The sequence below is a fragment of the Agromyces sp. Marseille-P2726 genome (genome assembly GCF_902809835.1).
GTDB lineage: Bacteria > Actinomycetota > Actinomycetes > Actinomycetales > Microbacteriaceae > Agromyces.
Genome location: NZ_CADDWM010000015.1, coordinates 652,920 through 676,478, shown reverse-complemented (window position 1 = coordinate 676,478; position 23,559 = coordinate 652,920). Strand labels below are relative to the sequence as shown.

General features: G+C 69.4%; 19 protein-coding genes, 1 tRNA gene and 2 pseudogenes. 17 read left to right on the top strand and 5 right to left on the bottom strand.

Going from position 1 to position 23,559, the window contains the following annotated elements:
* Positions 1–7 precede the first annotated feature (7 nt).
* The 5 genes and pseudogenes from ilvD (at position 8) to HUS56_RS15775 (ending at position 5,675) form a co-directional block, all read left to right on the top strand.
* Positions 8–1,702, top strand: coding sequence for a dihydroxy-acid dehydratase (gene ilvD, locus HUS56_RS15795; protein ID WP_173924349.1), 1,695 nt, complete (start codon positions 8–10; stop codon positions 1,700–1,702).
* A 47-nt stretch (positions 1,703–1,749) separates the two neighbouring features.
* Complete coding sequence (locus HUS56_RS15790) at positions 1,750–3,555, top strand: acetolactate synthase large subunit (protein WP_173924348.1); 1,806 nt, start codon at positions 1,750–1,752, stop codon at positions 3,553–3,555.
* A 1-nt stretch (position 3,556) separates the two neighbouring features.
* The gene (gene ilvN, locus HUS56_RS15785; protein WP_173924347.1) at positions 3,557–4,066 is read left to right on the top strand and encodes an acetolactate synthase small subunit; all 510 of its coding nucleotides are present in this window, start codon (positions 3,557–3,559) and stop codon (positions 4,064–4,066) included.
* An 86-nt stretch (positions 4,067–4,152) separates the two neighbouring features.
* Positions 4,153–5,172 (top strand): annotated as a pseudogene (ilvC, locus tag HUS56_RS15780) (ketol-acid reductoisomerase); the annotation flags it as partial.
* Between the two features lie 212 nt (positions 5,173–5,384).
* A complete protein-coding gene (locus HUS56_RS15775) occupies positions 5,385–5,675 on the top strand; it encodes a hypothetical protein (RefSeq protein WP_173924346.1) in 291 nt (96 codons plus the stop codon).
* 84 nt (positions 5,676–5,759) lie between these two features.
* Here the strand turns inward: HUS56_RS15775 and HUS56_RS15770 are convergent, their stop codons facing one another.
* Positions 5,760–9,989: a BTAD domain-containing putative transcriptional regulator gene (locus tag HUS56_RS15770; protein ID WP_173924345.1), complete on the bottom strand. Its 4,230-nt coding sequence runs from the start codon at positions 9,987–9,989 to the stop codon at positions 5,760–5,762.
* 93 nt (positions 9,990–10,082) lie between these two features.
* Here HUS56_RS15770 and HUS56_RS15765 point away from each other — a divergent pair, with 93 nt between their 5' ends.
* Positions 10,083–10,226: a hypothetical protein gene (locus HUS56_RS15765; protein ID WP_173924344.1), complete on the top strand. Its 144-nt coding sequence runs from the start codon at positions 10,083–10,085 to the stop codon at positions 10,224–10,226.
* Between the two features lie 7 nt (positions 10,227–10,233).
* On the opposite strand, the gene merB is transcribed toward HUS56_RS15765, so the two are convergent.
* Complete coding sequence (merB, locus tag HUS56_RS15760; RefSeq protein ID WP_173924343.1) at positions 10,234–10,908, bottom strand: organomercurial lyase; 675 nt, start codon at positions 10,906–10,908, stop codon at positions 10,234–10,236.
* Between the two features lie 72 nt (positions 10,909–10,980).
* Between merB and HUS56_RS15755 the strand changes: the two genes are divergently transcribed.
* The 4 genes from HUS56_RS15755 to serA all read left to right on the top strand — a co-directional run bounded on the left by HUS56_RS15755 (position 10,981) and on the right by serA (position 14,402).
* The gene (locus HUS56_RS15755; RefSeq protein WP_173924342.1) at positions 10,981–11,742 is read left to right on the top strand and encodes a copper homeostasis protein CutC; all 762 of its coding nucleotides are present in this window, start codon (positions 10,981–10,983) and stop codon (positions 11,740–11,742) included.
* A gap of 9 nt (positions 11,743–11,751) precedes the next feature.
* Positions 11,752–12,225 (top strand): DNA polymerase III subunit gamma/tau, encoded by a 474-nt coding sequence (locus tag HUS56_RS15750; protein ID WP_173924341.1) that lies wholly within the window; start codon positions 11,752–11,754, stop codon positions 12,223–12,225.
* Position 12,226: 1 nt separating this feature from the next.
* Positions 12,227–12,652, top strand: a complete 426-nt coding sequence (locus tag HUS56_RS15745; RefSeq protein ID WP_173924340.1) for a hypothetical protein — start codon at positions 12,227–12,229, stop codon at positions 12,650–12,652.
* 157 nt (positions 12,653–12,809) lie between these two features.
* Positions 12,810–14,402, top strand: coding sequence for a phosphoglycerate dehydrogenase (serA, locus tag HUS56_RS15740; protein ID WP_173924339.1), 1,593 nt, complete (start codon positions 12,810–12,812; stop codon positions 14,400–14,402).
* A 79-nt stretch (positions 14,403–14,481) separates the two neighbouring features.
* On the opposite strand, the gene HUS56_RS15735 is transcribed toward serA, so the two are convergent.
* Positions 14,482–14,745 (bottom strand): DUF6458 family protein, encoded by a 264-nt coding sequence (locus HUS56_RS15735; RefSeq protein WP_173924338.1) that lies wholly within the window; start codon positions 14,743–14,745, stop codon positions 14,482–14,484.
* 121 nt (positions 14,746–14,866) lie between these two features.
* Between HUS56_RS15735 and HUS56_RS15730 the strand changes: the two genes are divergently transcribed.
* Both HUS56_RS15730 and HUS56_RS15725 read left to right on the top strand, forming a co-directional pair.
* A complete protein-coding gene (locus tag HUS56_RS15730) occupies positions 14,867–15,940 on the top strand; it encodes a 3-isopropylmalate dehydrogenase (protein WP_173924337.1) in 1,074 nt (357 codons plus the stop codon).
* A 20-nt stretch (positions 15,941–15,960) separates the two neighbouring features.
* Entirely contained in the window at positions 15,961–17,079 is a 1,119-nt protein-coding gene (locus HUS56_RS15725; protein WP_173924336.1) for a branched-chain amino acid aminotransferase, read from the top strand.
* 66 nt (positions 17,080–17,145) lie between these two features.
* Here HUS56_RS15725 and HUS56_RS15720 read toward each other — a convergent pair whose 3' ends face one another.
* The gene (locus HUS56_RS15720) at positions 17,146–18,195 is read right to left on the bottom strand and encodes an alpha/beta fold hydrolase (RefSeq protein WP_217424034.1); all 1,050 of its coding nucleotides are present in this window, start codon (positions 18,193–18,195) and stop codon (positions 17,146–17,148) included.
* 127 nt (positions 18,196–18,322) lie between these two features.
* Here HUS56_RS15720 and HUS56_RS15715 point away from each other — a divergent pair, with 127 nt between their 5' ends.
* Entirely contained in the window at positions 18,323–19,096 is a 774-nt protein-coding gene (locus tag HUS56_RS15715) for a fumarylacetoacetate hydrolase family protein (protein ID WP_173924335.1), read from the top strand.
* A 2-nt stretch (positions 19,097–19,098) separates the two neighbouring features.
* On the opposite strand, the gene HUS56_RS15710 is transcribed toward HUS56_RS15715, so the two are convergent.
* A complete protein-coding gene (locus HUS56_RS15710) occupies positions 19,099–20,130 on the bottom strand; it encodes an aminotransferase class V-fold PLP-dependent enzyme (protein WP_173924334.1) in 1,032 nt (343 codons plus the stop codon).
* An 81-nt stretch (positions 20,131–20,211) separates the two neighbouring features.
* Between HUS56_RS15710 and HUS56_RS15705 the strand changes: the two genes are divergently transcribed.
* From HUS56_RS15705 to HUS56_RS17505, 4 genes and pseudogenes are all read left to right on the top strand, one after another.
* Entirely contained in the window at positions 20,212–21,189 is a 978-nt protein-coding gene (locus HUS56_RS15705) for a LysR family transcriptional regulator (protein ID WP_173924333.1), read from the top strand.
* A gap of 100 nt (positions 21,190–21,289) precedes the next feature.
* Positions 21,290–22,816: a glutamate--tRNA ligase gene (gene gltX / locus HUS56_RS15700; RefSeq protein ID WP_173924332.1), complete on the top strand. Its 1,527-nt coding sequence runs from the start codon at positions 21,290–21,292 to the stop codon at positions 22,814–22,816.
* Between the two features lie 216 nt (positions 22,817–23,032).
* Positions 23,033–23,107 (top strand) — tRNA-Gln (locus HUS56_RS15695).
* 237 nt (positions 23,108–23,344) lie between these two features.
* Positions 23,345–23,470, top strand: a pseudogene (locus HUS56_RS17505) (helix-turn-helix domain-containing protein); the annotation flags it as partial.
* Positions 23,471–23,559: the final 89 nt, after the last annotated feature.

The following is a 23,559-nucleotide window of genomic DNA, read 5'->3' as shown; positions in this document are numbered from 1 at the left end:
TCGATGCATGCCCGAGTTCGATCCCAAACCGCGTAGCCGTACCGTCACCGACGGCATCGAGGCCATGACCAGCCGTGGAATGCTCCGCGCCGTCGGCATGGGCGATGCCGACTGGGACAAGCCGCAGATCGGCATCGCGAGTTCGTGGAACGAGATCACGCCGTGCAACCTCTCCCTCGGCCGCCTCGCGCAGGCCGCGAAGGAGGGCGTGCATGCCGGTGGCGGCTACCCGCTGCAGTTCGGCACGGTCTCGGTCTCAGACGGCATCTCGATGGGGCACGAGGGCATGCACTTCTCGCTCGTCTCGCGCGAGGTCATCGCCGACTCGGTCGAGGTCGTCATGGAGGCCGAGCGACTCGACGGCTCGGTGCTGCTCGCCGGCTGCGACAAGTCGATCCCTGGCATGCTCATGGCGGCGGCTCGCCTCGACCTGGCCTCGGTCTTCCTCTACGCCGGCTCGATCGCGCCAGGGTGGGTCCGCCTCTCCGACGGCACCGAGAAGGACATCACGATCATCGACTCGTTCGAGGCGGTCGGCGGGGTGAAGGCCGGCACGATGAGCGAGGCCGACGCCAAGACCATCGAGTGCGCGTTCGCCCCGGGCGAGGGCGCCTGCGGCGGCATGTACACCGCGAACACGATGGCCTCGGTCGCCGAGGCGCTCGGTCTCTCGCTGCCCGGGTCCGCGTCGCCGGCCGCTGCCGATCGCCGTCGCGACTACTACGCGCATCGCTCGGGGGAGGCGGTCGTCAACCTCCTCGAGCGGGGCATCACCGCACGTCGAATCCTCACCAAAGAGGCCTTCGAGAACGCCATCGCCGTGGGCATGGCGCTCGGCGGCTCCACGAACATCGTGCTGCACCTCCTGGCCATCGCTCGTGAGGCCGACGTCGACCTCACGCTCGACGACTTCAACCGCATCGGCTCGAAGGTGCCGCACGTCGGCGACCTGAAGCCCTTCGGCAGGTACGTCATGAACGACGTCGACCGTCGTGGCGGCCTGCCCGTGCTCATGAAGGCCCTGCTCGACGCCGGCCTCATGCACGGCGAGTGCCTCACGGTGACCGGCAAGACGCTCGCCGAGAACCTCGCCGAGATGCAGATCCCGCCGCTCGACGGCGACGTGCTCCGTACTCTCGACAACCCGATCCACGAGACCGGTGGGTTGACGATCCTGCACGGATCGCTCGCCCCCGAAGGCGCCGTGGTGAAGACCGCGGGCTTCGATGCGGCCACGTTCGAAGGACCGGCCCGCGTGTTCGAGCGCGAGCGCGCCGCCATGGACGCGCTCACGAACGGGGAGATCAAGCATGGCGACGTCGTCGTCATCCGATATGAAGGTCCGAAAGGCGGGCCCGGCATGCGCGAGATGCTCGCCATCACGGCGGCCATCAAGGGGGCTGGGCTCGGAAAAGATGTACTACTCTTGACGGATGGTCGATTCTCAGGCGGCACAACCGGCCTGTGCATCGGCCACATAGCACCCGAAGCGGTGGACGCAGGTCCCATCGCCTTCGTGCGCGATGGTGATCCGATACGGGTCGATATCGCAGCTCGTTCCATCGACCTACTGGTCGATGATGCCGAGTTGGCTGCTCGCCGTGAAGGCTGGGCTCCGCTTCCTCCGCGCTATACCCGTGGCGTCCTCGCGAAGTACTCGAAGCTCGTGCGTTCCGCCGCCGAAGGCGCCACGACCGGCTGAGTGCTGCGCTCTCCCGCACTCCCACCGTCCATCAGAACAGGAATCGAATGACCACGGAATCGACTCCCGTGCCTTCGCCCGCCCCTGCACCGCCCGGTGCACCCGTGCAGATCACCGGTGCCGAGGCGGTCGTCCGCTCCCTCGAGATGCTCGGCATCACCGACGTCTTCGGGCTGCCCGGCGGTGCGATCCTTCCCGTCTACGACCCGCTGCTCGACAGCCGCAAGCTCCGCCACATCCTCGTGCGCCACGAGCAGGGCGCAGGCCACGCGGCCGAGGGCTACGCCTCGGCGAGCGGCAGGGTCGGCGTCGCGATCGCCACCTCGGGTCCCGGTGCGACCAATCTCGTCACGGCCATCGCCGATGCGCACATGGACTCAGTGCCACTGCTCGCGATCACCGGCCAGGTGTTCTCGAACCTCATGGGCACGGATGCCTTCCAGGAGGCCGACATCGTCGGCATCACCATGCCCATCACGAAGCACTCGTTCCTCGTGAAGCGCGCCGAGGACATCCCCGCCACGATGGCTGCCGCGTACCACATCGCCACGACGGGCCGGCCGGGCCCGGTGCTCGTCGACATCACGAAAGACGCCCAGCAGGCGACGTTCGAGTTCCGGTGGCCGCCGAAGGTCGAGCTTCCGGGCTATCGCCCGATCACGAAGGCGCACGGCAAGCAGGTCGCCGCGGCGGCCCAACTGCTCGCCGAGGCGAAGCGTCCCGTGCTGTACGTGGGCGGTGGAATCATCCGTTCGGGCGCCTCGAAGGAACTCATCGAACTCGCCGATGCGACGAACGCGCCGGTGGTGACGACGCTCATGGCTCGCGGTGCCTTCCCAGACTCGCACCGTCAGCACCTCGGCATGCCCGGCATGCACGGCACCGTCCCGGCGGTGCTCGCCCTGCAGGAGGCCGACCTCCTCGTCTCGCTCGGAGCACGCTTCGACGACCGCGTCACGGGTAAGTCGGCCCTCTTCGCCCCGAACGCGAAGATCGTGCACGTCGACATCGACCCCGCCGAGATCTCCAAGATCCGCACGGCCGACGTGCCCATCGTCGGCGACGTCAAAGACGTGCTCGTCGACCTCGTGGCCGCGTACCGGGCGGCCGCCGCCGATGCGACGCCCGACCTCGACGAGTGGTGGGCGACGCTCGACGGGCTCCGCTCGGAGTTCCCGCTCGGGTACTCGCCGACGTCCGACGGCCTGCTCGCACCGCAGTACGTGATCCAGCGCATCGGCGAACTCACCGGTCCCGAGGGGATCTTCGCAGCGGGTGTCGGCCAGCACCAGATGTGGGCCGCGCAGTTCATCAAGTACGAGCGCCCCAACTCCTGGCTCAACTCGGGCGGCGCAGGCACCATGGGCTACGCGGTCCCGGCCGCCATGGGCGCCAAGGTCGCCGAGCCCGAGCGAGTCGTGTGGGCGATCGACGGTGACGGCTGCTTCCAGATGACGAACCAGGAGCTCGCGACCTGCACGCTGAACGACATCCCGATCAAGGTCGCGGTGATCAACAACTCCTCGCTCGGCATGGTGCGGCAGTGGCAGACGCTGTTCTACGACGGCCGCTACTCGAACACCGACCTGAACACCGGGCACGACACCGTGCGCGTACCCGACTTCGTGACCCTTGCCGAGGCCTACGGGGCGCTCGGCATTCGGGTCACGAAAGAGGAAGAGGTCGACGAGGCGATCAAGCTCGCCCTCGAGACGAACGACCGCCCGGTCGTCATCGACTTCGTCGTCTCGGCCGACGCCATGGTGTGGCCGATGGTGCCGCAGGGCGTATCGAACAGCTACGTGCAGTACGCGCGAGACCATTCGCCGGCGTTCAGCGAGGAGGAGGACTGACATGTCGACCCACGTGCTCTCCCTCCTCGTCGAGGACAAGCCCGGCCTGCTCACCCGCGTCGCCGGACTCTTCGCGCGACGCGGATTCAACATCGAGTCGCTCGCCGTCGGTCACTCCGAGATCGACGGGCTCTCCCGCATCACGGTGGTGGTAGATGTCGAGGACCTTCCGCTCGAGCAGGTGACCAAGCAGCTGAACAAGCTCGTCAACGTCATCAAGATCGTCGAGCTCGACCCCAGTCAGGCCGTGCAGCGCGAGCACATGCTCATCAAGGTGCGGGTCGACAACGCCACCCGCTCGCAGGTGCTCGAGGCGGTCAACCTGTTCCGGGCGCGCGTCGTCGACGTCTCGACCGATGCGCTCGTGATCGAGGTCACCGGCGACTCCGGCAAGACCACCGCGTTCCTCAAGGTGCTCGAACCCTACGGCATCAAGGAGATCGCCCAATCGGGCCTGCTCGCGATCGGCCGCGGCGGCAAGTCCATCACCGAGCGCGTCTTCAAGAACTGACCAGAACCGCGGGTTGAGGAGCGCCCGGCGAAGCCGGACGCGTCTCGAAACCCGGATCCAACCGCATCAAGGAGAAAGAACCGCACATGGCTGAGATCTACTACGACAAGGACGCCGACCTGGAGCTCATCCAGGGCAAGAAGGTCGCCGTCATCGGCTACGGCTCGCAGGGCCATGCGCACGCCCAGAACCTTCGCGACTCCGGCGTCGACGTGGTCGTGGGCCTCAAGGAGGACTCCAAGTCGAAGCCGAAGGCCGAGGAGGCGGGCTTCGAGGTCAAGAGCGTGGCGGATGCCGCGGGCTGGGCCGACGTGATCGTGATCCTCGCGCCCGACCAGTACCAGCGGCACATCTATGCCGAGTCCATCGAGGGTCAGCTCGCCGAGGGCAAGACCCTGGTGTTCGGGCACGGCTTCAACATCCGCTTCGGCTACATCCAGGCCCCCGAGGGCGTGGACGTGATCATGGTCGCCCCGAAGGGCCCCGGCCACACCGTGCGCCGCGAATACGAGGCGGGTCGCGGCGTACCCGTGATCGTCGCGGTCGAGAAGGATGCCTCGGGCAACGCCTGGCCGCTCGCCCTCTCGTACGCGAAGGCCATCGGCGGCCTGCGAGCGGGCGGCATCAAGACCACGTTCACGGAGGAGACCGAGACCGACCTCTTCGGCGAGCAGGCGGTGCTCTGCGGCGGCGTGTCGCAGCTCATCCAGTACGGATTCGAGACGCTGACCGAGGCCGGTTACCAGCCGCAGGTCGCGTACTTCGAGGTACTGCACGAGCTCAAGCTCATCGTCGACCTCATGTGGGAGGGCGGCATCGCCAAGCAGCGCTGGTCGGTCTCCGACACGGCCGAGTACGGCGACTACGTGTCGGGCCCGCGCGTCATCGACCCGCACGTCAAGGAGAACATGCAGGCCGTGCTCGCCGACATCCAGGACGGCACGTTCGCGAAGCGCTTCATCGCCGACCAAGACAATGGGCAGAAGGAGTTCCTGGAGCTCCGCGCGAAGGGCGAGGGGCACCCCATCGAGGCGACCGGTCGCGAAGGGCGCAGGCGCTGGGGGGGGACGGCCGGGGGGGAGGGGTGGTGGGGGGGGGGGGGGGCGGCCGGGGGGGGGGGGGGGGGGGGGGGGGGCGCCGGGGGAGGCGGGGGGGGGGGGGTGGGGGGGCGCCGGGGGAGGCGGGGGGCGTACCGACCCCCCCCGGAGGGGGGGGGCCGCCTGGGGGCGGCCCCGCCGTTCGCGTATCTGCCGAAGCACATACCTGCCGCATACCGGTCGCGATGCGGCTGCATACCACCCCGCGCGACGGTGGAGGCATGAACACCACATCGATCACAACCCGCCTCACCGCCGCCGCGGCCGCTGCCGCGCTCGCGGTGACCATCGGAGCTGCGAACGCCGCCAGCGCCGCCGAAGCAGACTCGAATGTCGCCCAGATCGTTCGACCGGTGACGACGCCCGCGATGCACCGCGTGCTCGTTCGGGAGGGCGCCGACCGTTACCTCCGTGAGCTGCTCGTGCGTGCCCACATGGCCAAGGTCGAGTCGGCCGCCGCACCAGCGGCATCGGTGGTCGACCAGGATCTGAGCCCGCTCAATCCTCGGTGATCCGTTCGGCGGTCCGCTCGTGATCGCTATCCGCTCCACGACGGGGTCGGTGTTGTCCGGCCCCGTTTCCGTGTCGTCGAGCGTCTAGTCGAAGCCGCAGGTGCTCTGCGGATCGCCGAGGTCGCCGAGGTAGGTGTTCCATTCGTCCTCGGTGAGTTCCCGGCCCGCGAGCTGGCAGGCGAACTGGAACTGGTGGTCGGGGTCCAGGTCCCACAGCATGACCCCCGAGGGCATCGACACGGCCATCTCCCGACCGTCGGGGCGCAGGACCGCCACCCCCAGCGTGCGGCTGTCCGTGCGCAGCGGTTCGCCGAGCCGCGTACCGGACGGCGCGTCGTACACCATGGCCGTGCCGTCGGCAGCCATTACCAGGAGCGTGCGGGCGTCGCGGCTCAAGGATGGGGAGAAGGTGCCCCCGGCAGCACCTGCGACCGTTCCGATGCGGGCAAGCGGGTCGGTCTGGTACCGACCGATGCGATTGTCCTCGAGACCGATGAGCTCGCCGTCCTCGAGCAACACGTGTGCGCTGACCTTCATGGGCTCGTCGTAGAGCACTTTCCCCGTCTCGGCGTCCGCGATGGACACGTGGAGCTCCTGGTCCTCGGCTGTGGAGAACCCCACTCCTTCTGCGTACGCCATCTCGTCGCCGCGGTGAGTCACGGCGATACGGCGATCGTCGGGTGAGATCGAGATCCAATCGGCCAATCCCGCAACGGCCCAGGAGGCGCCGGCCGCTGCGACCTTCTGGGGATCGAACGCCTGGATTCGTCCGTCGGTGCGGATCGCCTCCAGGTATTCACCGTCGAGCGACGGGACGAAGCGTTCGACGGTCCAGATCGACCTCCCGACCTGGTCCCAGGTCTGGGTGTCGATGAAGCGGAACATCTGCTCCACCGCGCTCCGGGCGATGAGACGGCCGCGAGCCCACACCACGTCGGTGACCGGTTCGCCGAAGCCGTAGGCGACGTCTCCGGTCGCGGTTTCGAGCACGACGGCGGCGTCCCAGATCGGAGGCGTACTCGTGACGACCGCCTGCGGCGCCACGACGATGGCGCTGCCGTCGATCGAGTACGGACCGACCACCATCTGGCCGGATGCGAGCAGCCGTCGGCCGAGGCCCACGCCGTCGAGTCGCCAGCGCGAGATGAGCGGATGGCTGCCGCTGATCGTCACCAGCGTTGCGCCATCGTCGACGACGTCGATCGGGCCGACTTCTCCGTACAGCGGCCCGAGCTCCTCCTCGGGGAGCAGCGTGCCGTCGACCAGCGAGTACGCGCTGATCCTCCCGAACCGGCTGCCGCAGAACGCGCGCTGCACGGACTCCGCCACGGCGAGCCAGTTGCACGGGAACATGTACGGTCGGCTGATGTCGGTCGACCACCGCACGCGTCCGTCATCGGGATCGAAGGCGATGAGCTGGCGATCACCGGCGGCGACGACGACCCCTGAGCGACTGACAGCCATGGCGACATGCGCTGAGTCCTCAGCCACCAGGAGGCTGTGGGTGATGCTCCCCGATGCGGCGTCGATCACATCCACGCGGTCGTCGAGGCGTCCGACCAGCAGCCGGTCCTGGTCGTCGAAAGCAAGCGCCGCTGCGTACGAGTCCCGATCGAGGGGGACGGTCGTCTCGTCGGCGACCCTCGACATACTGCCGTCCATCGTGTGGAGGAGGGTGACCGCACCGTCGCGGGCGTCGGCGATCGCGATGATCGAACCGTCCGCGTTCGCCGCGAGTGATCCCGTCCCGACGGGGATCAGTTCAGGCCCGACGAGGCGCCGTCCGGTCTCGAGGTCGAAGACCACGACTTTCGACTGCGTCGAGGTCCCGTACCAGGTGGGGCCCTGGAGCTGCGTGCGCGCGGACCAGAGGACCGCCGCCATACGACCGTCGCCACTGACCTCCACGAGCGGTTCGGGTTCGGGCGGGTCCGGCTCGAACCCGAGGTCGAGTTCTCGCACGAGGTCGCCCGTCTCCGCGTCGCGCACCGCAGCGTCACCGGCGGTGCTGACGATCACGACCTGCCCGGTGCCCGGAATCACGCTTCCGTACGTGTTCCCGCCGTCGGCCATGATCGTGTTCCCGAGGAATCCACCCGCTCCCTGGAGCACACCCATGAGCCCGGAACGCGTGCGCGGGTCGTCGGGCCAACGCCGGTAGGCCTCGGCGGCGAGGAGCGCCGAGACGTCGCGCTCCGACGATCGCAACGCGAGGGCGGTTCCGACGAGCGCCTCGATCGCCGCGCTGTCGCGCTGCGCGCCCGCCTCCCGCGATGAGACCACCGCGACGGATCCGGCACCGATGAGCAGGACGATGAGGCCCGCGGCACCGACGAGCAGCGCGCGCAGTCGCCGGTTCTGGCGCCGATCCCGTCGTGCCCGCTCCGCGAGCTGCTCCTGCTCGGCCGTTGCACGGTCGGCCGACGCGTCGAGAAAGGCCGATTCGACGTCGGTGAGATCGCTCGGCGACGCGTCGCGCCACTCCAGCGCCGCTTGCAGTCGCACGCCGCGATAGAGGTCGTCGTCGGGTCGGTCGGCGGCGTTCCATGCTTCCGCCGCCGCCGCGACGGCCGTGAGCATTCGTGCGCTCTCGGCGTCCTCCGCGAGCCAGGACTGGAGCCGTGGCCACGCGGTCGCCAGGGACTCGTGTGCGACCTCGACCGAATCGGCTTCGGCGCTGACGAGCCGCGACCGGGCGAGCATCGTCAGCACTTCGTCTCTCGCGGCATCCGTTCGGAGCGGCTTCGACGACACCCGACGACGTATCGGACTGCCGTCGGGTGCGAGCGCCATCAGCCGGAGCAGGAGGGAGCGGCAGACCTCCCGCTGCTCGGTGCTCATCGACTGGTAGAGCCGATCAGCAGACTGCGCGATCGCGCCTGAGATTCCGCCCGATGCCTCGTATCCGGCGACCGTCATGGTCGCCCCCTCGCGCCGGAGCCAGGTCTCGACGAGCGCGTGGGACAGGTGCGGCAGGGCGCCGGCCTCGCCGACCGCATCCCGCAGGATGAGCTCGACCAGTCCGGGTTCGAGTCGGAGCCCGGCACGGTGCGCCGGCTCCTCGATGGCCTCCCGCAGTGCGTCGGGTGACATCGGGCCGACGAGGTGGACGCCCTCGGCGACGAGGGGGGCGAGGTCGGGGTGCTCAGCGCAGTCATCGAGGAAGTCCGAGCGCACCACGAGCACGATGATGGTGCCCCGCGACACCGTGTCGAAGATCGCGCGTGCGGCGGCGTCGACGTCGGCCTCGCCGGCGTGGAACACCTCCTCGAACTGGTCGACGATCACCACGTCGGCGTGTCCGGCTCCCCATACTGCGTCGCGGATCCGGACATCGAGGTGGAGCTCTGGCGTGAGGATGGTCACGCGATCGCCGAGGCGCTGCAGGGCCGGTACGACGCCCGCGCGCACGAGCGAGGACTTGCCGCTCCCGGACGCGCCCGCGATCGCAAGGAACCGCGACCCCGAGAGCCTCGTCAGCGCCGCCCCGATGTCGGTGCTCCTGCCGAAGAAGATGTCCTCGTCCTCGACGCCGAACGGCTGCAGGCCTCGATAGGGGCAGGCGGAGCTCGGAGTGACCGGCGCGTCGATGAGGTCCAGCGAATCATCGTGCCGGAGGATGCCGAGCTCGAGCTCGGCGAGTTCGGCGCCCGGTTCGGCCCCGAGCTCGTCTGCGAGTCGCTCCCTGGCAGCGCGGACGGCCGCCAACGCGTCGGCCTGACGCCCGCTGCGATACAGGGCGGTAGCGAGCAGGACCCAACGCCGTTCGCGCAGGGGGGCTTCCCGGACCAGTCGTTCCGCGTCGGCGACGGAGGCCGTGTGCTCTCCGAGCTTCAGGTGCGCGTCCACCCGCAGCTCCTCGAGCTCCATCCGCAACTCGTCGAGGCGCTCCGACTCGCCGAGCGCGGGTGGCCAGGACGCAAGGTCGGCATATGGGCTGCCGCGCCAGAGCGCGAGTGCACGCTCTGCGGCATCGAGGGCGCGCGCCGGGTCGTTCTCGAGGTGCAGGCGGGCGGATTCCGCATGCTGCTCGAACCGCTGGACGTCGATGCTGTCAGGGTCGACCCGCAACACGTACGCACCGGGCTCGGTCTCGATCGCGTCGCGACCGATCGCACTGCGGACCCGACCGACGGACGCCTGCAGCTGCTTGGCCCACGTGCCTGGCGGTTCGTCGCCCCAGAGTGCATCGGCGAGCTCATCGGTGGTGACAGGACGCCCGGCGCGAAGCACCAGCGCCGAGAGCACTGAGCGCTCCCGCGGGCTGAGCGTGGCCCCGTCGAGGGTGAGCGGGCCGAAGACAACCAGGCCCATGCTCCGCATTGTTCGCCCCCTGACGCGTCGCGTCAATGATGTGCGAATACCGCGCATACCGGACGCATACCCGGTCAGCGCAGCGTGGGAGGCATGAACACCGCGACCGCAACGATCCGAGTCGTCGCCGCGGCATCCGTCTTCGCTCTCGCCGCATGCACGAACCGGATCGCGCCAGCCGACGAGGCGCCCGTGCTGCCACAGTTCGTGATCATCACCCCGGTGCATCGGGGCTGAGACGAACTCAGGCGGGCGCGTTGCCCCAGAACGGGCCGACGAGCCCGACGCTCGCGAAGTACTCGTGGGCTTCCTTCGGTTCCCGGCGCTTGTAGGGCGTATCGAGCCGGCCCGCGTACCACTGGGAGGCGAGCCGCCACAGCGTCGCGAGGTCGAACACCGCGCCGCGTTCGTTGCCCGTTTCGGCGAGCCAGCGGTCGAGGCATCCGTCGTCGCAGAAGATCCGCTGGTTCTCGCACGTGTGGATGACGTCGTCCCAGACGTGCGCCATCGGCGTCAGGAAGTGGGCGATCTGCGTGCCTTCCGGTGGACCGTCGCGCGTCACAGTCCACGAGTGCGCCGTGCCGCACGACGGGCATGTGGTCGCGACGAGCGCCGACGGCTCATCGGGCACGAGATTCGGGATTGCGAACGCGTCCCATGCGCATCCGCCCCACCACAGGGTGTGGTCGCCCATCACGGAGAACGCGAAGTTGCGCGTTGCGAAGGGGTGCGCCAGCACGATCTCGTGGTCACCGTCGAACACGAGGTGTCGGGATGCTGCGAGCTCGGTCATCGCGTCGTCGAGCTCTGCGATCGACAACCCTGTCTGCTCGGTGAGCTCCTCGGTCGACGGGATTCGGCCGGTTGCGGCGAGGGCGGTGTAGATCGCGAGGCGCACGGTCTCATTGCGGTCGGTCATGACATGAGTGTCCTCCTGAACGTCCGCCCGAGCCAGTGCCCCGCCCTGCCGCCTGCTCGATAGGGTGACGGGGTGGCAGGGTTCCTTCCCGTCGAGATCGCCGTCCAAGACGTCGCCGGGGTGCGCGTCGCACTCGAGGCGGGTGCTGCACGCGTCGAGCTGTGCCAGGCGCTCGGCGTCGGCGGGCTCACGCCGTCGGCGGGACTCATCGAGTCAGCGGTCGAAGCCGCCGCGGCATCCGCCCCTGGCTTCGTGCATGTTCTCGTGCGCCCGCGCGGAGGCGGCTTCGTCTACGACGCCGAGGAACTCGACGCGATCGCGCGCGACATCCGACTCGCACGGACGCTCGGTGCCGATGGCGTCGTCGTTGGGGCGTTGACGGATGCCGGTTCCCTCGACGTCGACGCGATCGCAGGGTTCCGCGACGTTGCCGAGCACCTCGATGTGACGGTGCACCGGGTCGTCGATGCCGCCGCCGACCCGGTCGGTTCCGTCGTGGCGCTCGTCGGGACGGGTGTGCGCCGCGTGCTGACATCCGGCGGCGAACCGGACTGCCGGGCCGGACTCGGAACGCTCGCCCGCATGGCGGAGGAGCTCGCAGGTGCGGTCGAGCTCATGGCCGGTGGCGGGGTGCGGGTCGATGACCTCCCGGCGCTCGCTGCGGCCGGCGTCGACGCGGTGCATCTCTCGGCGCGAAGCACGGCCACGAGGGGTGGGCAGAGCGGCCCGGGTGGTGGCGATGCCGGCTTCGAGATGACGGATGCCGCGACTGTCCATGCCGCCGTCGAAGCCGCCCGCGCGGCGGCCCGCCGGAACCGAGACGCGGATCGCTAGTCTGGTCGCATGACCCGCGACCCCGACGACGACGCACTGCGTTGGGAGGGCGATGACGACCCCACGCTCGCGCCGGGGTGGAAGGCCGTCGGCGAACCGGTTCGATCAGAGCAGCCCGATGCCGCGGCATCCGCTACCGACTCGGAATCCGGTGCGACGGCGGCCGACGGCGATGACGTGACTGACGCGGATGCCGCCGCCGGCCCGGGCTCGGCGGAACTCGTGCTCCTCGGCGTGCTCGGTGGCATCTACCTGCTGTATGCCATCGGCTGGCTCATCACGGCGATCGGGCCGGCGCCGCAGCTCGCCGATCCGGTCGCCCAGTTCATGTACGGGCTCGGGCGCTGGCTCGCCGTGCTCGCACCCGCGTTCTGGCTCGGTGCCGTCCTCTGGCTGCTCGCCGAGCACCGGCGTGCTCGCCTGCTGTGGCTCATCGCCGGGGCCGTCCTGCTCGTTCCCGTTCCGTTCCTGCTGCGAGGGTGAGATGACCGACGCATCCATGCCGCTCGACGGCGACGACCAGGCGGCCGAGCCGGCCGAGGCCACGGATACGCAGTCCCACTCGCGCACGATCACGCCGCTGTGGCTCGCCGTCACGATCGCGGTGATCTTCGGCATCCTCTACGCCTACGACGTGTGGGAAGCGGTGCGAGACCTGGTCGGGATGTCGCTCATCGTCGGTGACCTCGGAGTCTCGTTCGCGGGCGTCGGCCTCGCCCTGCTCATCGCTGCGCTCGTCGTGCCGCTGGTCGTGTACGGCATCGCGTTCTGGCTCGGCTACCGCAGGGGACCGCTCGCGCAGGCGGCGCTCTTCCTCGTCGGATGGGCGCTCGTGCAGGCGCTCACCCTCGATCTCGCGGCGTTCTTCGAGCTCGGCGGCATCGACTTCTCGACGGCCGACGCGTCCTGATCGCCGGCGGCGGGCCAGGTTACGTTGCACGGTCACACGACGGATGCCGCGAGCGCCCTCCAGTAGAGTGGGCGGGTAGCGCCCCGACGGCGTGTGGCGCATTCCCACCCGCAAGTCGCTGCCTCGTGCGCGCCGATCGCCCTGAAGGAATCCGTTCGTGACAAAGCCGGTCGTGCTGATCGCCGAAGAACTCTCGCCCGCCACCGTCGACGCCCTCGGGCCCGACTTCGAGATCCGCAACGTCGACGGAACCGATCGTCCGGCCCTGCTCGAGGCGATCGGTAACGCCAACGCGATCCTCGTCCGATCCGCCACGAAGGTCGATGAAGAGGCGATCGCCGCGGCGCCCCGCCTCAAGGTCATCGCGCGTGCCGGGGTCGGCCTCGACAACGTCGATATCAAGGCGGCCACGACGGCCGGCGTGATGGTCGTGAACGCTCCGACGTCGAACATCATCTCGGCGGCCGAGCTCACGGTCGGTCACATCCTGGCGCTCGCCCGTCACATCCCGGCGGCGCACGCAGCCTTGGCGCAGGGGGAGTGGAAGCGATCGCACTACACCGGCGTCGAGCTGTACGAGAAGACGATCGGCATCATCGGACTCGGTCGCATCGGCGCGCTCATCGCCGCACGCCTGCAGGCGTTCGGCACCGAGGTCATCGCCTACGATCCGTACATCACGGCGGCGCGCGCGCAGCAGCTCGGCGTGCAGACCGTGAGCCTCGACGAACTCCTCGAGCGCAGCGACTTCATCACGATCCACATGCCGAAGACCCCCGAGACCACGGGCATGATCGGCGCCGAACAGCTCGCGAAGATGAAGCCGACGGCGTACATCGTGAACGTCGCCCGTGGCGGGCTCATCGACGAGGAGGCGCTGCACGACGCGCTCGCCGCGCGCAGGATCGCCGGTGCCGGTCTCGACGTCTTCGTCTCGGAGCCGCCGCGAGAGTCGCCGCTGCTGTCGCTGCCCAACGTCATCGTGACACCGCACCTCGGCGCGTCCACCGATGAGGCGCAGGAGAAGGCCGGCGTCTCGGTGGCCAAGTCGGTTCGGCTCGCGCTGGCCGGCGAACTCGTGCCCGACGCCGTGAATGTCGCCGGGGGCGTCATCGACGAGTACGTGCGACCCGGCATCTCGCTCGTCGAGAAGCTCGGCCAACTCTTCGCCGGACTTGCGGATGCCGCGATCACGAGCGTTGACGTCGAGGTGCGCGGCGAGCTCGTCGACTTCGATGTGAGCGTCTACAAGCTGGCGGCGCTCAAGGGCATCTTCACCAACATCGTCAGCGAGACCGTGTCATATGTGAACGCGCCGCTGCTCGCCGAGCAGCGCGGCATCGCCGTCCGTCTCATCACCGATCCCGAGTCACCCGAGTATCGGAACGTCATCACCATCACCGGCGCCCTCGCCGACGGGCGCCAGCTCTCGGTGTCGGGCACCCTCACCGGTCCGAAGCAGGTCGAGAAGCTCGTGGGCATCAACGGCTACGAGATCGAGGTGCCGATCGCGACGACGCACGTGATCATGGAGTACACCGACCGGCCCGGCATCGTCGCGATCTACGGGCGCGAGTTCGGTGAGGCGGGCATCAACATCGCGGGCATGCAGATCGCGCGCCTCGAGGCGGGCGGCGGAGCGCTGAGCGTGCTGACGGTCGATTCGCCGGTGCCGGCCGCGGTGCTGGAGCACGTGCGCGAAGCCATCGACGCCGACATCCTCGTCGAGATCGACATCACCGAGTCGTAGGCATCACCGACGCGTCATCCGCTCGACGCGAAACGGCCGCCCCGGATGCCCCGGAGCGGCCGTTCGCACGATTCCGCGCTCAGAGCGTGGTCGGGTCCTCGGGGGCGGAGTGCTCGTTCCGCACGACCCGGTCGCCGGTCGCGGGGTCGACGCTCGTGTGCGAGGTCGACACGGAACGGCGGCGGCGAGCGAGGAGGACGATGCCCAGGATGATCACGATCGCGCCCGCGACCATCAGGATGTAGCCGACCAGCTGGAGGTCGATCCAGTCGACGGCGAGGTTGAGCGCGAACGCGAGGATCGCGCCGATGACGAAGAGCACGATACCGAGACCGAGACTCATTCGGATTCCCTTCCGGCACGGCACGGTCGGCCGCGTCCAGTGAGTGCGGAGAGCCGCTCTCGGCATCAGGCTACGGCGGGCAGACAGTACGCTGGGAGGGCTGGCGCACGAAGGAGAATCCATGGTAGATACGGTCAGGCTCGCGGTGATTCCGGGCGACGGCATCGGTCCCGAGGTCGTCGCCGAGGCGGTCAAGACGCTCGACGCGGCCGTCGCCGACATCGGCGTCGCCTTCGAGCAGACACCCTTCTCGCTTGGTGCCGCGCGCTACCTCGAGACCGGCGACGTCCTGACCGACGATGACCTGGCCGCCATCAAGCAGCACGATGCGATCCTCCTCGGTGCAGTCGGCGGTGTCCCCGGCGACCCCCGACTGGCGGGCGCGAACATCGAGCGCGGACTGCTCCTGAAACTGCGATTCGAGCTCGACCATTACGTGAACCTCCGCCCCTCGGTGCTGTACCCGGGAGTCCCGAGCCCGCTGTCCGATCCCGGAGAGGTCGACTTCGTCGTGGTGCGCGAGGGAACCGAGGGGCCCTACGTCGGCAACGGCGGCGCCATCCGTGTCGGCACGCCCGCCGAGGTCGCGAACGAGGTCTCCGTGAACACTGCGTACGGGGTCGAGCGCGTCGTGCGATACGCGTTCGCCGCGGCATCCGCTCGACCGAAGAAGAAACTGACCCTCGTGCACAAGACCAACGTGCTCGTCTTCGCCGGTTCGCTCTGGAAGCGCACGGTCGACCTGGTGGCTGCCGAGTACCCCGATGTGACGGTCGATTACCTGCACGTCGACGCAGCGACGATCTTCCTCGTCACCGACCCTGCTAGATTCGATGTCATCGTCACGGACAACCTCTTCGGCGACATCCTCACCGATCTGGCCGGCGCGATCAGCGGCGGCATCGGACTTGCGGCCTCGGGCAACATCAATCCCGAGGGCCGGTTCCCGAGCATGTTCGAGCCGGTCCACGGTTCCGCACCCGACATCGCCGGGAAGGGCATCGCCGACCCGACCGCCGCGATCCTCTCGGTGGCCCTGCTCCTCGACCACCTCGGTCACCGCGAGCAGGCCGAGAACGTGCGTCGGGCGGTCGCGGCCGACATCGCCGAGCGCGGCGACACGACCCGAACGCCCTCCGAGGTCGGCGATGCGATCGTGGCCCGCATCGGGGCACTCGAGACCCAGCGCATCTGACACGCGTGAAGGAAGGCATCATGACCACGACCAACCTGACCCTGCAGACTCCTTCCGAGGCTGGCCTGACCTGGGCCATCACCCGCAACGAGTCGGCGAAGAGCGACGCTGAGCGCGAGGCGATCCTCGCCGATCCGGGCTTCGGCAACCACTTCACCGACCACATGGTCGACCTCTGCTGGTCGCTGAAGGGCGGATGGCACCGACCGCGAGTCTCCCCGTACGGGCCGATCCAGCTCGAGCCGTCGGCTGCGGTGCTGCACTACGCACAAGAGATCTTCGAGGGATTGAAGGCCTACCGGCACGCCGACGGGTCGATCTGGTCGTTCCGCCCCTACGAGAACGCGGCTCGCATGCAGCGTTCGGCCGCTCGCCTGGCGCTGCCCGAGTTGCCGAGCGAGTACTTCATCGACTCGCTGAAGCAGCTCATCGCCGTCGACGGCGCCTGGGTGCCGTCCGCCCCCGAGACGAGCCTCTACCTGCGCCCGTTCATGTTCGCGAAGGAGGCCTTCCTGGGCGTCCGTCCCGCGCACAAGGTCGCGTACTACCTCATCGCGAGCCCTGCGGGCGCCTACTTCCACGGTGGCGTGCAGCCGGTGTCGATCTGGCTGTCGACGAAGTACGCTCGTGCAGGCAAGGGTGGCACCGGTGCGGCCAAGACGGGCGGCAACTACGCGTCGAGCCTGCTTCCGCAGGCCGAGGCGGCCTCGCACGGATGCCAGCAGGTGCTGTTCCTCGATGAGGGGAAGTACCTCGAGGAGCTGGGCGGCATGAACCTCGTGCTCGTCTACGACGACGGAACGCTCGTGACGCCCGAATCCGACTCGATCCTCGAGGGCATCACACGCGACTCGGTCCTGCAGCTCGCGCGCGACCGCGGGCACGCGGTCGAGAGCCGCCGGGCGACCATCGACGAGTGGCGCGAGGGTGCGGCATCCGGTCGCATCGTCGGCGCGTTCGCCTGCGGAACGGCGGCAGTGATCACGCCGATCGGGCGGCTGCTCGCCGAGGACTTCGAGATCGTGCACAATGGTGCGGCTTCGTCGGAGCTGGCCCTCTCGCTTCGCGAGGAGCTCACCGGCATCCAGTACGGCCGCCTCGAGGATCGCCACGGCTGGATGACGCGACTCGACGCCTGAGCTGCCTGCCCCGGCCGCGGCCCCCGCGTCGCAGCGCACGCACCGGTCGCGTCCCTCGTTCCTCGTTCAGCAGGTCGGCACCATCGAGCAGATCTGCTTGACGACGAGCGCCGGATTCTCGTTGCCGACGAAGTGCCCGCTGCTCGTCGCGGTCACGTGCGGCGCACCGAACGACGCCGAGAGCTGGGCCGCCGCGTCGAGCCAATTGGCCCAGTACGCGTCGGCGTCGCCGATCCCGAGGTAGTCGAACGGCCGGTCGGCGCTCAACACGACGACCGGGACGGTCGCCGGAAGCGGGGCGGTGGCGTCGAGCGCGGCGATGCTCTTCGGGTAGTCGGGCGCCTCCCCATCGGGGTTCTGCTCTCCGGCGGCGGCGATGTCGCGCATCCACCGTTCCCAGACGTCGGGCGGCAGCGCGTTCTGCAGGTACTGCGATCCGGCATCGACGAGGACGAGGCCCGCCACCTCGGCGGGGTACGTCCTCGCGAACGTGACGGCGATCATCCCGCCCCACGAGTGACCCACGAGCACATAGGGCCCGGCAACTCCCGCAGCGGTCAGCATGGCGTGGAGGTCGGCGGCGTCGCCCTGGCTCGTCGTCGGTTGCGGCACCGCCGTCGATCGACTGGCGTCGCCCTCCATCTGCTCGGTGCCCGGACGGTCGTAGGCGCAGGCCGTGGTGAACGCCGCCGTCTCGGGGAAGACCGCAGTCTCGGCGGGCGAAGCAGGGTCGGACGCATCGGTCGGGTCTCCGGTGTAGCGCCAGTTGTCGGCGGCGACGCCGGCGCCCGAGATGAACACGACGGTCGGGGCACCGGTTCCGCTGCATTCGAGATACATCTCGCGACCGTCGCCGATGTCGACCAGTCCGGCGCGGTCGCCGTCGCCCTCGGGGAAGTCGGTCGGATCCGCCGCGGGCGCCGTCGTCGTCGTTCGAGGGGGCGCGCTGCCGGCCGTCGGCGTAGCGACGCTGCACGCGGCCAGGAGCAGTGCTGCGGCGGTGCAGAGGCCGATCAACGCGACCCTGACCGCGCCGAGCGAGGCGTTCAGCGGCCACCACCCGCGCTCGCCGCGGTCGGCTGGTGCAGCTGCATCACGCGTCTGGATCGCGTTCACGCGTTCCCCTCGTCGGGACTCGACCGGGCCCGACCTGCTCGACACGGTACTCCTCGTCGGGGCCGACGGACAGGTCGGGGCAGTGAAGCCGCCCTGGTCACGGATGCGTCGCGGTTAGGCTGAGCGCATGAAGATCGCGCGCTTCTCGCACGGCGAGACCATCGCCTTCGGCATCGTCGACGAGGAGGAGCACGACCTCGTCGTCCTCAAGTCCGACCCGATGTTCGCCGGCTATGACCCCACCGGGGAGCGCGTGCCGCTCCGGGAGGCGAAGCTGCTCGCACCCGTGATCCCGCGTTCCAAGGTCGTCGCGGTCGGCAAGAACTATCGCGAGCACGCAGAAGAGATGGGCGGTGAAGCCCCCGCCGAACCCCTGCTGTTCCTGAAGCCCAACACCTCGGTCATCGGGCCGGGCGACGCCATCGTGCTGCCGCCGCAGAGCGAACGCGTCGAGCACGAGGGCGAGGTGGCGGTGGTCATCGGGCGCATCGCGAAGAACGTGGCCGAGACGAGCGCCTCGGATGTGATCTTCGGGTACACGATCGCCAACGACGTGACCGCCCGTGATCTGCAGAAGCGCGACGGGCAGTGGACCCGTGCCAAGGGCTTCGACACGTTCTGCCCCCTCGGTCCGGTGATCGCCACCGACCTCGACCTCGACGGCGGCACCATCGAGACGAGCGTCAACGGCACGCGCCGGCAGGAGGGGCGGCTGGCCGACATGGTGCACACGATCCCCGCGATCATCGCGTATGCGTCGAGCGTGTTCACGCTGTTGCCGGGCGACGTCATCCTCACCGGCACCCCCGCCGGAGTCGGGCCGCTCGTCGACGGCGACACTGTGGAGGTGTCGGTCTCGGGGCTCGGCACCCTCGCGAACCCGGTGCGCGCGGCGAGCTGAACTCACCGGCCGAGCGCGGTCGCCGCGAGCTCGACGTCCTCCTCGTCGTTCCAGAGGTGGAAGGCCACCCGTGCACGCCCCGCACGACCCGAGGCGGTGATACCGGCGGCGGTCAGCGACGCGAGGTCGGCACCGTCGGCGTCGGCCCAGGTGACGATCGCACTGTCGGATGCCGCGTCCCCGAGCCGCGCACGGAACGCGTTCGCCAGGCCGAGTGCATGGTCGCGCACCCCTTCGGCGTCGAGCGACGCGGCGAACGCGAGCGCGGCCTCTGCGCCGGCCCACGCGTGCCAAGCGGGGGAGACGTCGAAGCGGGTCGCGTCATCGGCCAGGTGCAGCTCGGGGCCGTAGCATGAAGCCCAGGGGTCCGCGCCGGCGTACCAGCCGGCGGTCAGCGGCGTGATGTCGGCGAGCGCTCGCTCGGAGAATGCCGCGAATGCCGCTCCTCGCGGTGCCGACAGCCACTTGTAGGCGTGACACACGACGAGGTCGGCCTCGAGGTCGGTGGTCGGCATCCAGCCCGTCGCCTGGGTCGTGTCGACGAGCGTGAGGGCTCCTGCGTCGCGGGCGGCCGAGGTGACGGATGCCGCGTCCGCGACCTCGCCCGTCGCGGATTGCACGAGCGAGTACGCCACCATCCAGGTGTCGCGCCCGACCGAATCGGCGAGGGCGTCGACCGGCACGTGCCGCACCTTCAGGTCGCCGCGTGCGAGGAACGGTGCCACGACCGACGAGAAGTCGCCGTCGACGCACACGATCTCGGCGCCCGTCGCCGCGGCGGCGGCGGCGAGCCCCGCGAACACCGAGACCTGCGAGCCGGTGGCGACGCGCGAGGCATCGACGCCGAGCAATGCCGCCGCGTGCCCCCGAGCGCGCTCGAGAACCTCGGTGTACTCGATCGCGCTCGAGGCCCCGCCCTCCCATGCCTCGAGGTCTCGTCGCAGCGCGTCCACGGTGACGTCGGCGGGGAGGCCGAGCGTGCACGCCGCGAGATATCCACGGCCGGCTGCGAAGCGGTGTCGCACGGAGTTCATGCGCCCAGTCTCGAACGACGGAATCCATTCGACAAGCGCAGGTGTGTGATCACATTCATAACACGTGGTTATGATTGCGTCATGGCCGTCGTGACCGACGCCTCGGTCGAGCGCTTGGCCGTGGCGCTCGACCTGCAGACCGTCCGGGTCGTCCGGCAGATCGCCGAGCACGGTTCGCTCACGGCTGCCGCCGAGGCGCTCGGCTACAGCCAGCCGGCGCTGAGCCAGCAACTCCGGCGCTTCGAGGAGCGTACCGGCATCGCGCTCGTCGAACGGGTGGGCCGCGGCATCCGCCTCACCCAGTCGGGTCGGGTGCTCGCACGGCACGCGCACGGTGTCGCCACTGCGCTCGAAGCGGCCGCCGGCGAGCTCGCCGAGATCCGCGGGCTCCGCTCGGGCCGGGTGCGCCTCGTCGCGTTCCCCTCGGCATCGGCCACGATCGTGCCCCGCCTGATCGCCGAACTCGGCGCGGCGCATCCCGGCATCGCCGTCACGTACATCGAGGCAGAACCGCCCGAGGCCGTCGCCGCCGTTCGCGCCGACCGCGCCGACCTCGCGATCACGTTCAGCTATCCAGGCGACCGCGACGACCCGCACCGCGCCAGCGCACGAGGTCTCGACGTCCGCGCGTTCGGCGAGGAGTCGATGCGGCTCGTACTGCCGATGGGGCATCCGGCCGCGGCATCCGACGTCGTCGACCTCTCCAGCCTCGGAGACGAGCCCTGGATCGCCGGGTGCCCCCGCTGCCGAGGACACCTGCTCGAACTGGCGGATGTCGCAGGCTTCGCGCCGCGCATCGCCTTCGAGACCGACAACTTCGTCGCCGTCGAGGGCATGGTGGCACAGGGCCTCGGAGTCGCGTTGCTGCCGGCCCTCGCACTGGACGCGTCACCGCGTCATCCGGGCGTCGTGACACGGCCCACTGCCCGCGCCGACGTTCGATCACTGCACCTCGTGACCGCCCGGGGCGGCGACCGGGTCCCCGCGATCGCGGCGGCGATCGGAGTGCTCGAATCGCTCGTCGCGGCATCCGTCACGCCTGCAGGCCGCCGGCGCTGAAACAGGGCTGCGGCGCCTGTTTCCGCTGCCTGCCCGGCATGTCACCCTGTTCTCGCATCCGGTCCGTGGCCGCGACCGCCCGCTCGATAGCATTGATGGGATGCCTGACACAGCCCACCCCTTCAGCACCGCCACCGGCAGCGACATCCGCGTGCGCTTCTGTCCCTCGCCGACCGGTACCCCGCACGTCGGGCTGGTGCGCACCGCCCTGTTCAATTGGGCGTACGCCCGGCACACGGGCGGCACGTTCGTGTTCCGGATCGAGGACACGGATGCCGCGCGCGACACCGAAGAGAGCTACGAGCAGATCGTCGACGCGCTCACCTGGCTCGGCCTCGAGTGGGACGAGGGCATCGGCGTGGGAGGCCCGCACGAGCCGTACCGTCAGTCGCAGCGGTCTGAGATCTACGCCGACGTGATCGAGCGGCTCAAGGCTGCCGGTCACGTGTACGAGAGCTTCTCGAACGCCGAGGAGATCGACGCGCGGAACGAGGCGGCCGGGCGCCCGAAGCAGCTCGGCTACGACAACTACGACCGCGACCTCACCGACGAGCAGAAGGCCGCCTTCCGTGCCGACGGTCGCCTGCCCGCGCTGCGCATGCGGGTGCCCGACGTCGACCTCGGCTTCGATGATCTCGTTCGCGGCGAGATCACGTTCCCCGCCGGCTCGAGCACCGATTTCGTCGTCGTGCGGCCCAATGGCGTTCCGCTGTATCCGTTCGTGAACCCGGTCGATGACGCGATCATGGGCATCACGCACGTGCTTCGTGGCGAAGACCTGCTCTCGTCGACCCCTCGCCAGATCGCGCTGTATCACGCGCTCATCGACATCGGGCTGACCACGTTCATCCCGCGGTTCGGGCACCTGCCGTACGTCATGGGGGAGGGGAACAAGAAGCTCTCCAAGCGCGACCCCGAGTCGAACCTCTTCCACCACCGCGATCGGGGCTTCATTCCCGAGGGCCTCGTCAACTACCTGGCGCTGCTCGGCTGGGGGTTCTCCGCCGACCGCGACGTGTTCAGTCGCGACGAGCTGGTCGCCGCGTTCGATGTCACGCACGTCAACCCGAACCCGGCACGCTTCGACCTGAAGAAGGCCGAGGCGATCAACGGCGACCACATCCGCCAGCTCGATGTGGCCGACTTCGCCGCGCGCACAGTGCCATACCTCCAGGCCGCTGGAGCCGTCGAGACGCCGATCACCCCCGCCCAGGAGGCCGTGCTGACCCAGGCGGCACCGCTCGTGCAGGAGCGCATCAATCTGCTCGGCGAGGCGCCCGGAATGCTCGGCTTCCTGTTCACGGATGCCGCCGGCCTCGAGTTCGACGAAGCGGCCCTCGGCGCCCTACCCGCCGACGCCTCCGACGTGCTCAGCGCGGCGCGAGAGGCACTCGACCGGCTGCCCGCTGAGGCGTGGACGCACGAACAGATCGAGGAGGCGCTGCGCGGTGCCCTCGTGGACGGGCTCGGCCTGAAGCCGCGCGTCGCCTTCGGGCCTGTGCGTACGGCGATCTCGGGTCGCCGGGTGTCGCCGCCGTTGTTCGAGTCGATGCAGATCCTCGGCAAGGTCGACTCGCTCGAGCGCATCGACCGGCTGTCGGCGCTCATCGGTTCTGCCGTCGCATAGCGCCGCCGAAGGCGACCCACCCGGTGGTCGAGTAGCGCCGCCGAAGGCGACCCACCCGGTGGTCGAGTAGCGCCGCCGAAGGCGACGCACCCGGTGGTCGAGTAGCGCCGCCGAAGGCGACGCGTATCGAGCCCCCTGGACCGCTGCTCAGTTTGGTCGGGCTGCGCCGCGTAGGCTAGAGTTGCATGTCGGCCCGGGGCTTCGGCTCATGGCCATTGGGGTATGGTGTAATTGGCAACACGGCTGATTCTGGTTCAGTTGTTCTTGGTTCGAGTCCAGGTACCCCAGCCAATCTAGGCGCAGGATTCCGCGGCAAAGTCACCCCTTGCCCATGCTCGTTCTGGTGCCCGTTTCGGGTCGAATTTCCAGAAACGACACCAGAAACCCGATTCCCGGTGCTTCCGGCGTGCTGCTCATCCGGTCGCCACGGACCGATCCCGAGATCGACGGGCTGCTCGCGGGACGGCACGCGCACCTCTCCGGTATGAACGAGATCACACAGCCGGTCCGGGCTTTCTTACCCAGCACGAGCTCGCCGAGCTGCTGCAGCTGCCGAAGCGGGCGCTCGAGGACTGGCGACTTATCGGGTCCGGCTCGCCGTACATGAAGCTCGGGCGCCATGTCCGGTACGACGTCGAGGACGTCCTCGCCTGGGCGAAGGAGCGATGTCGTGGCGAGGCCGCGGATCCCGACGGGCGGGCTTGGCAGGATCGACGTGAGGCGGCACCGGGAGCACAGGCCGG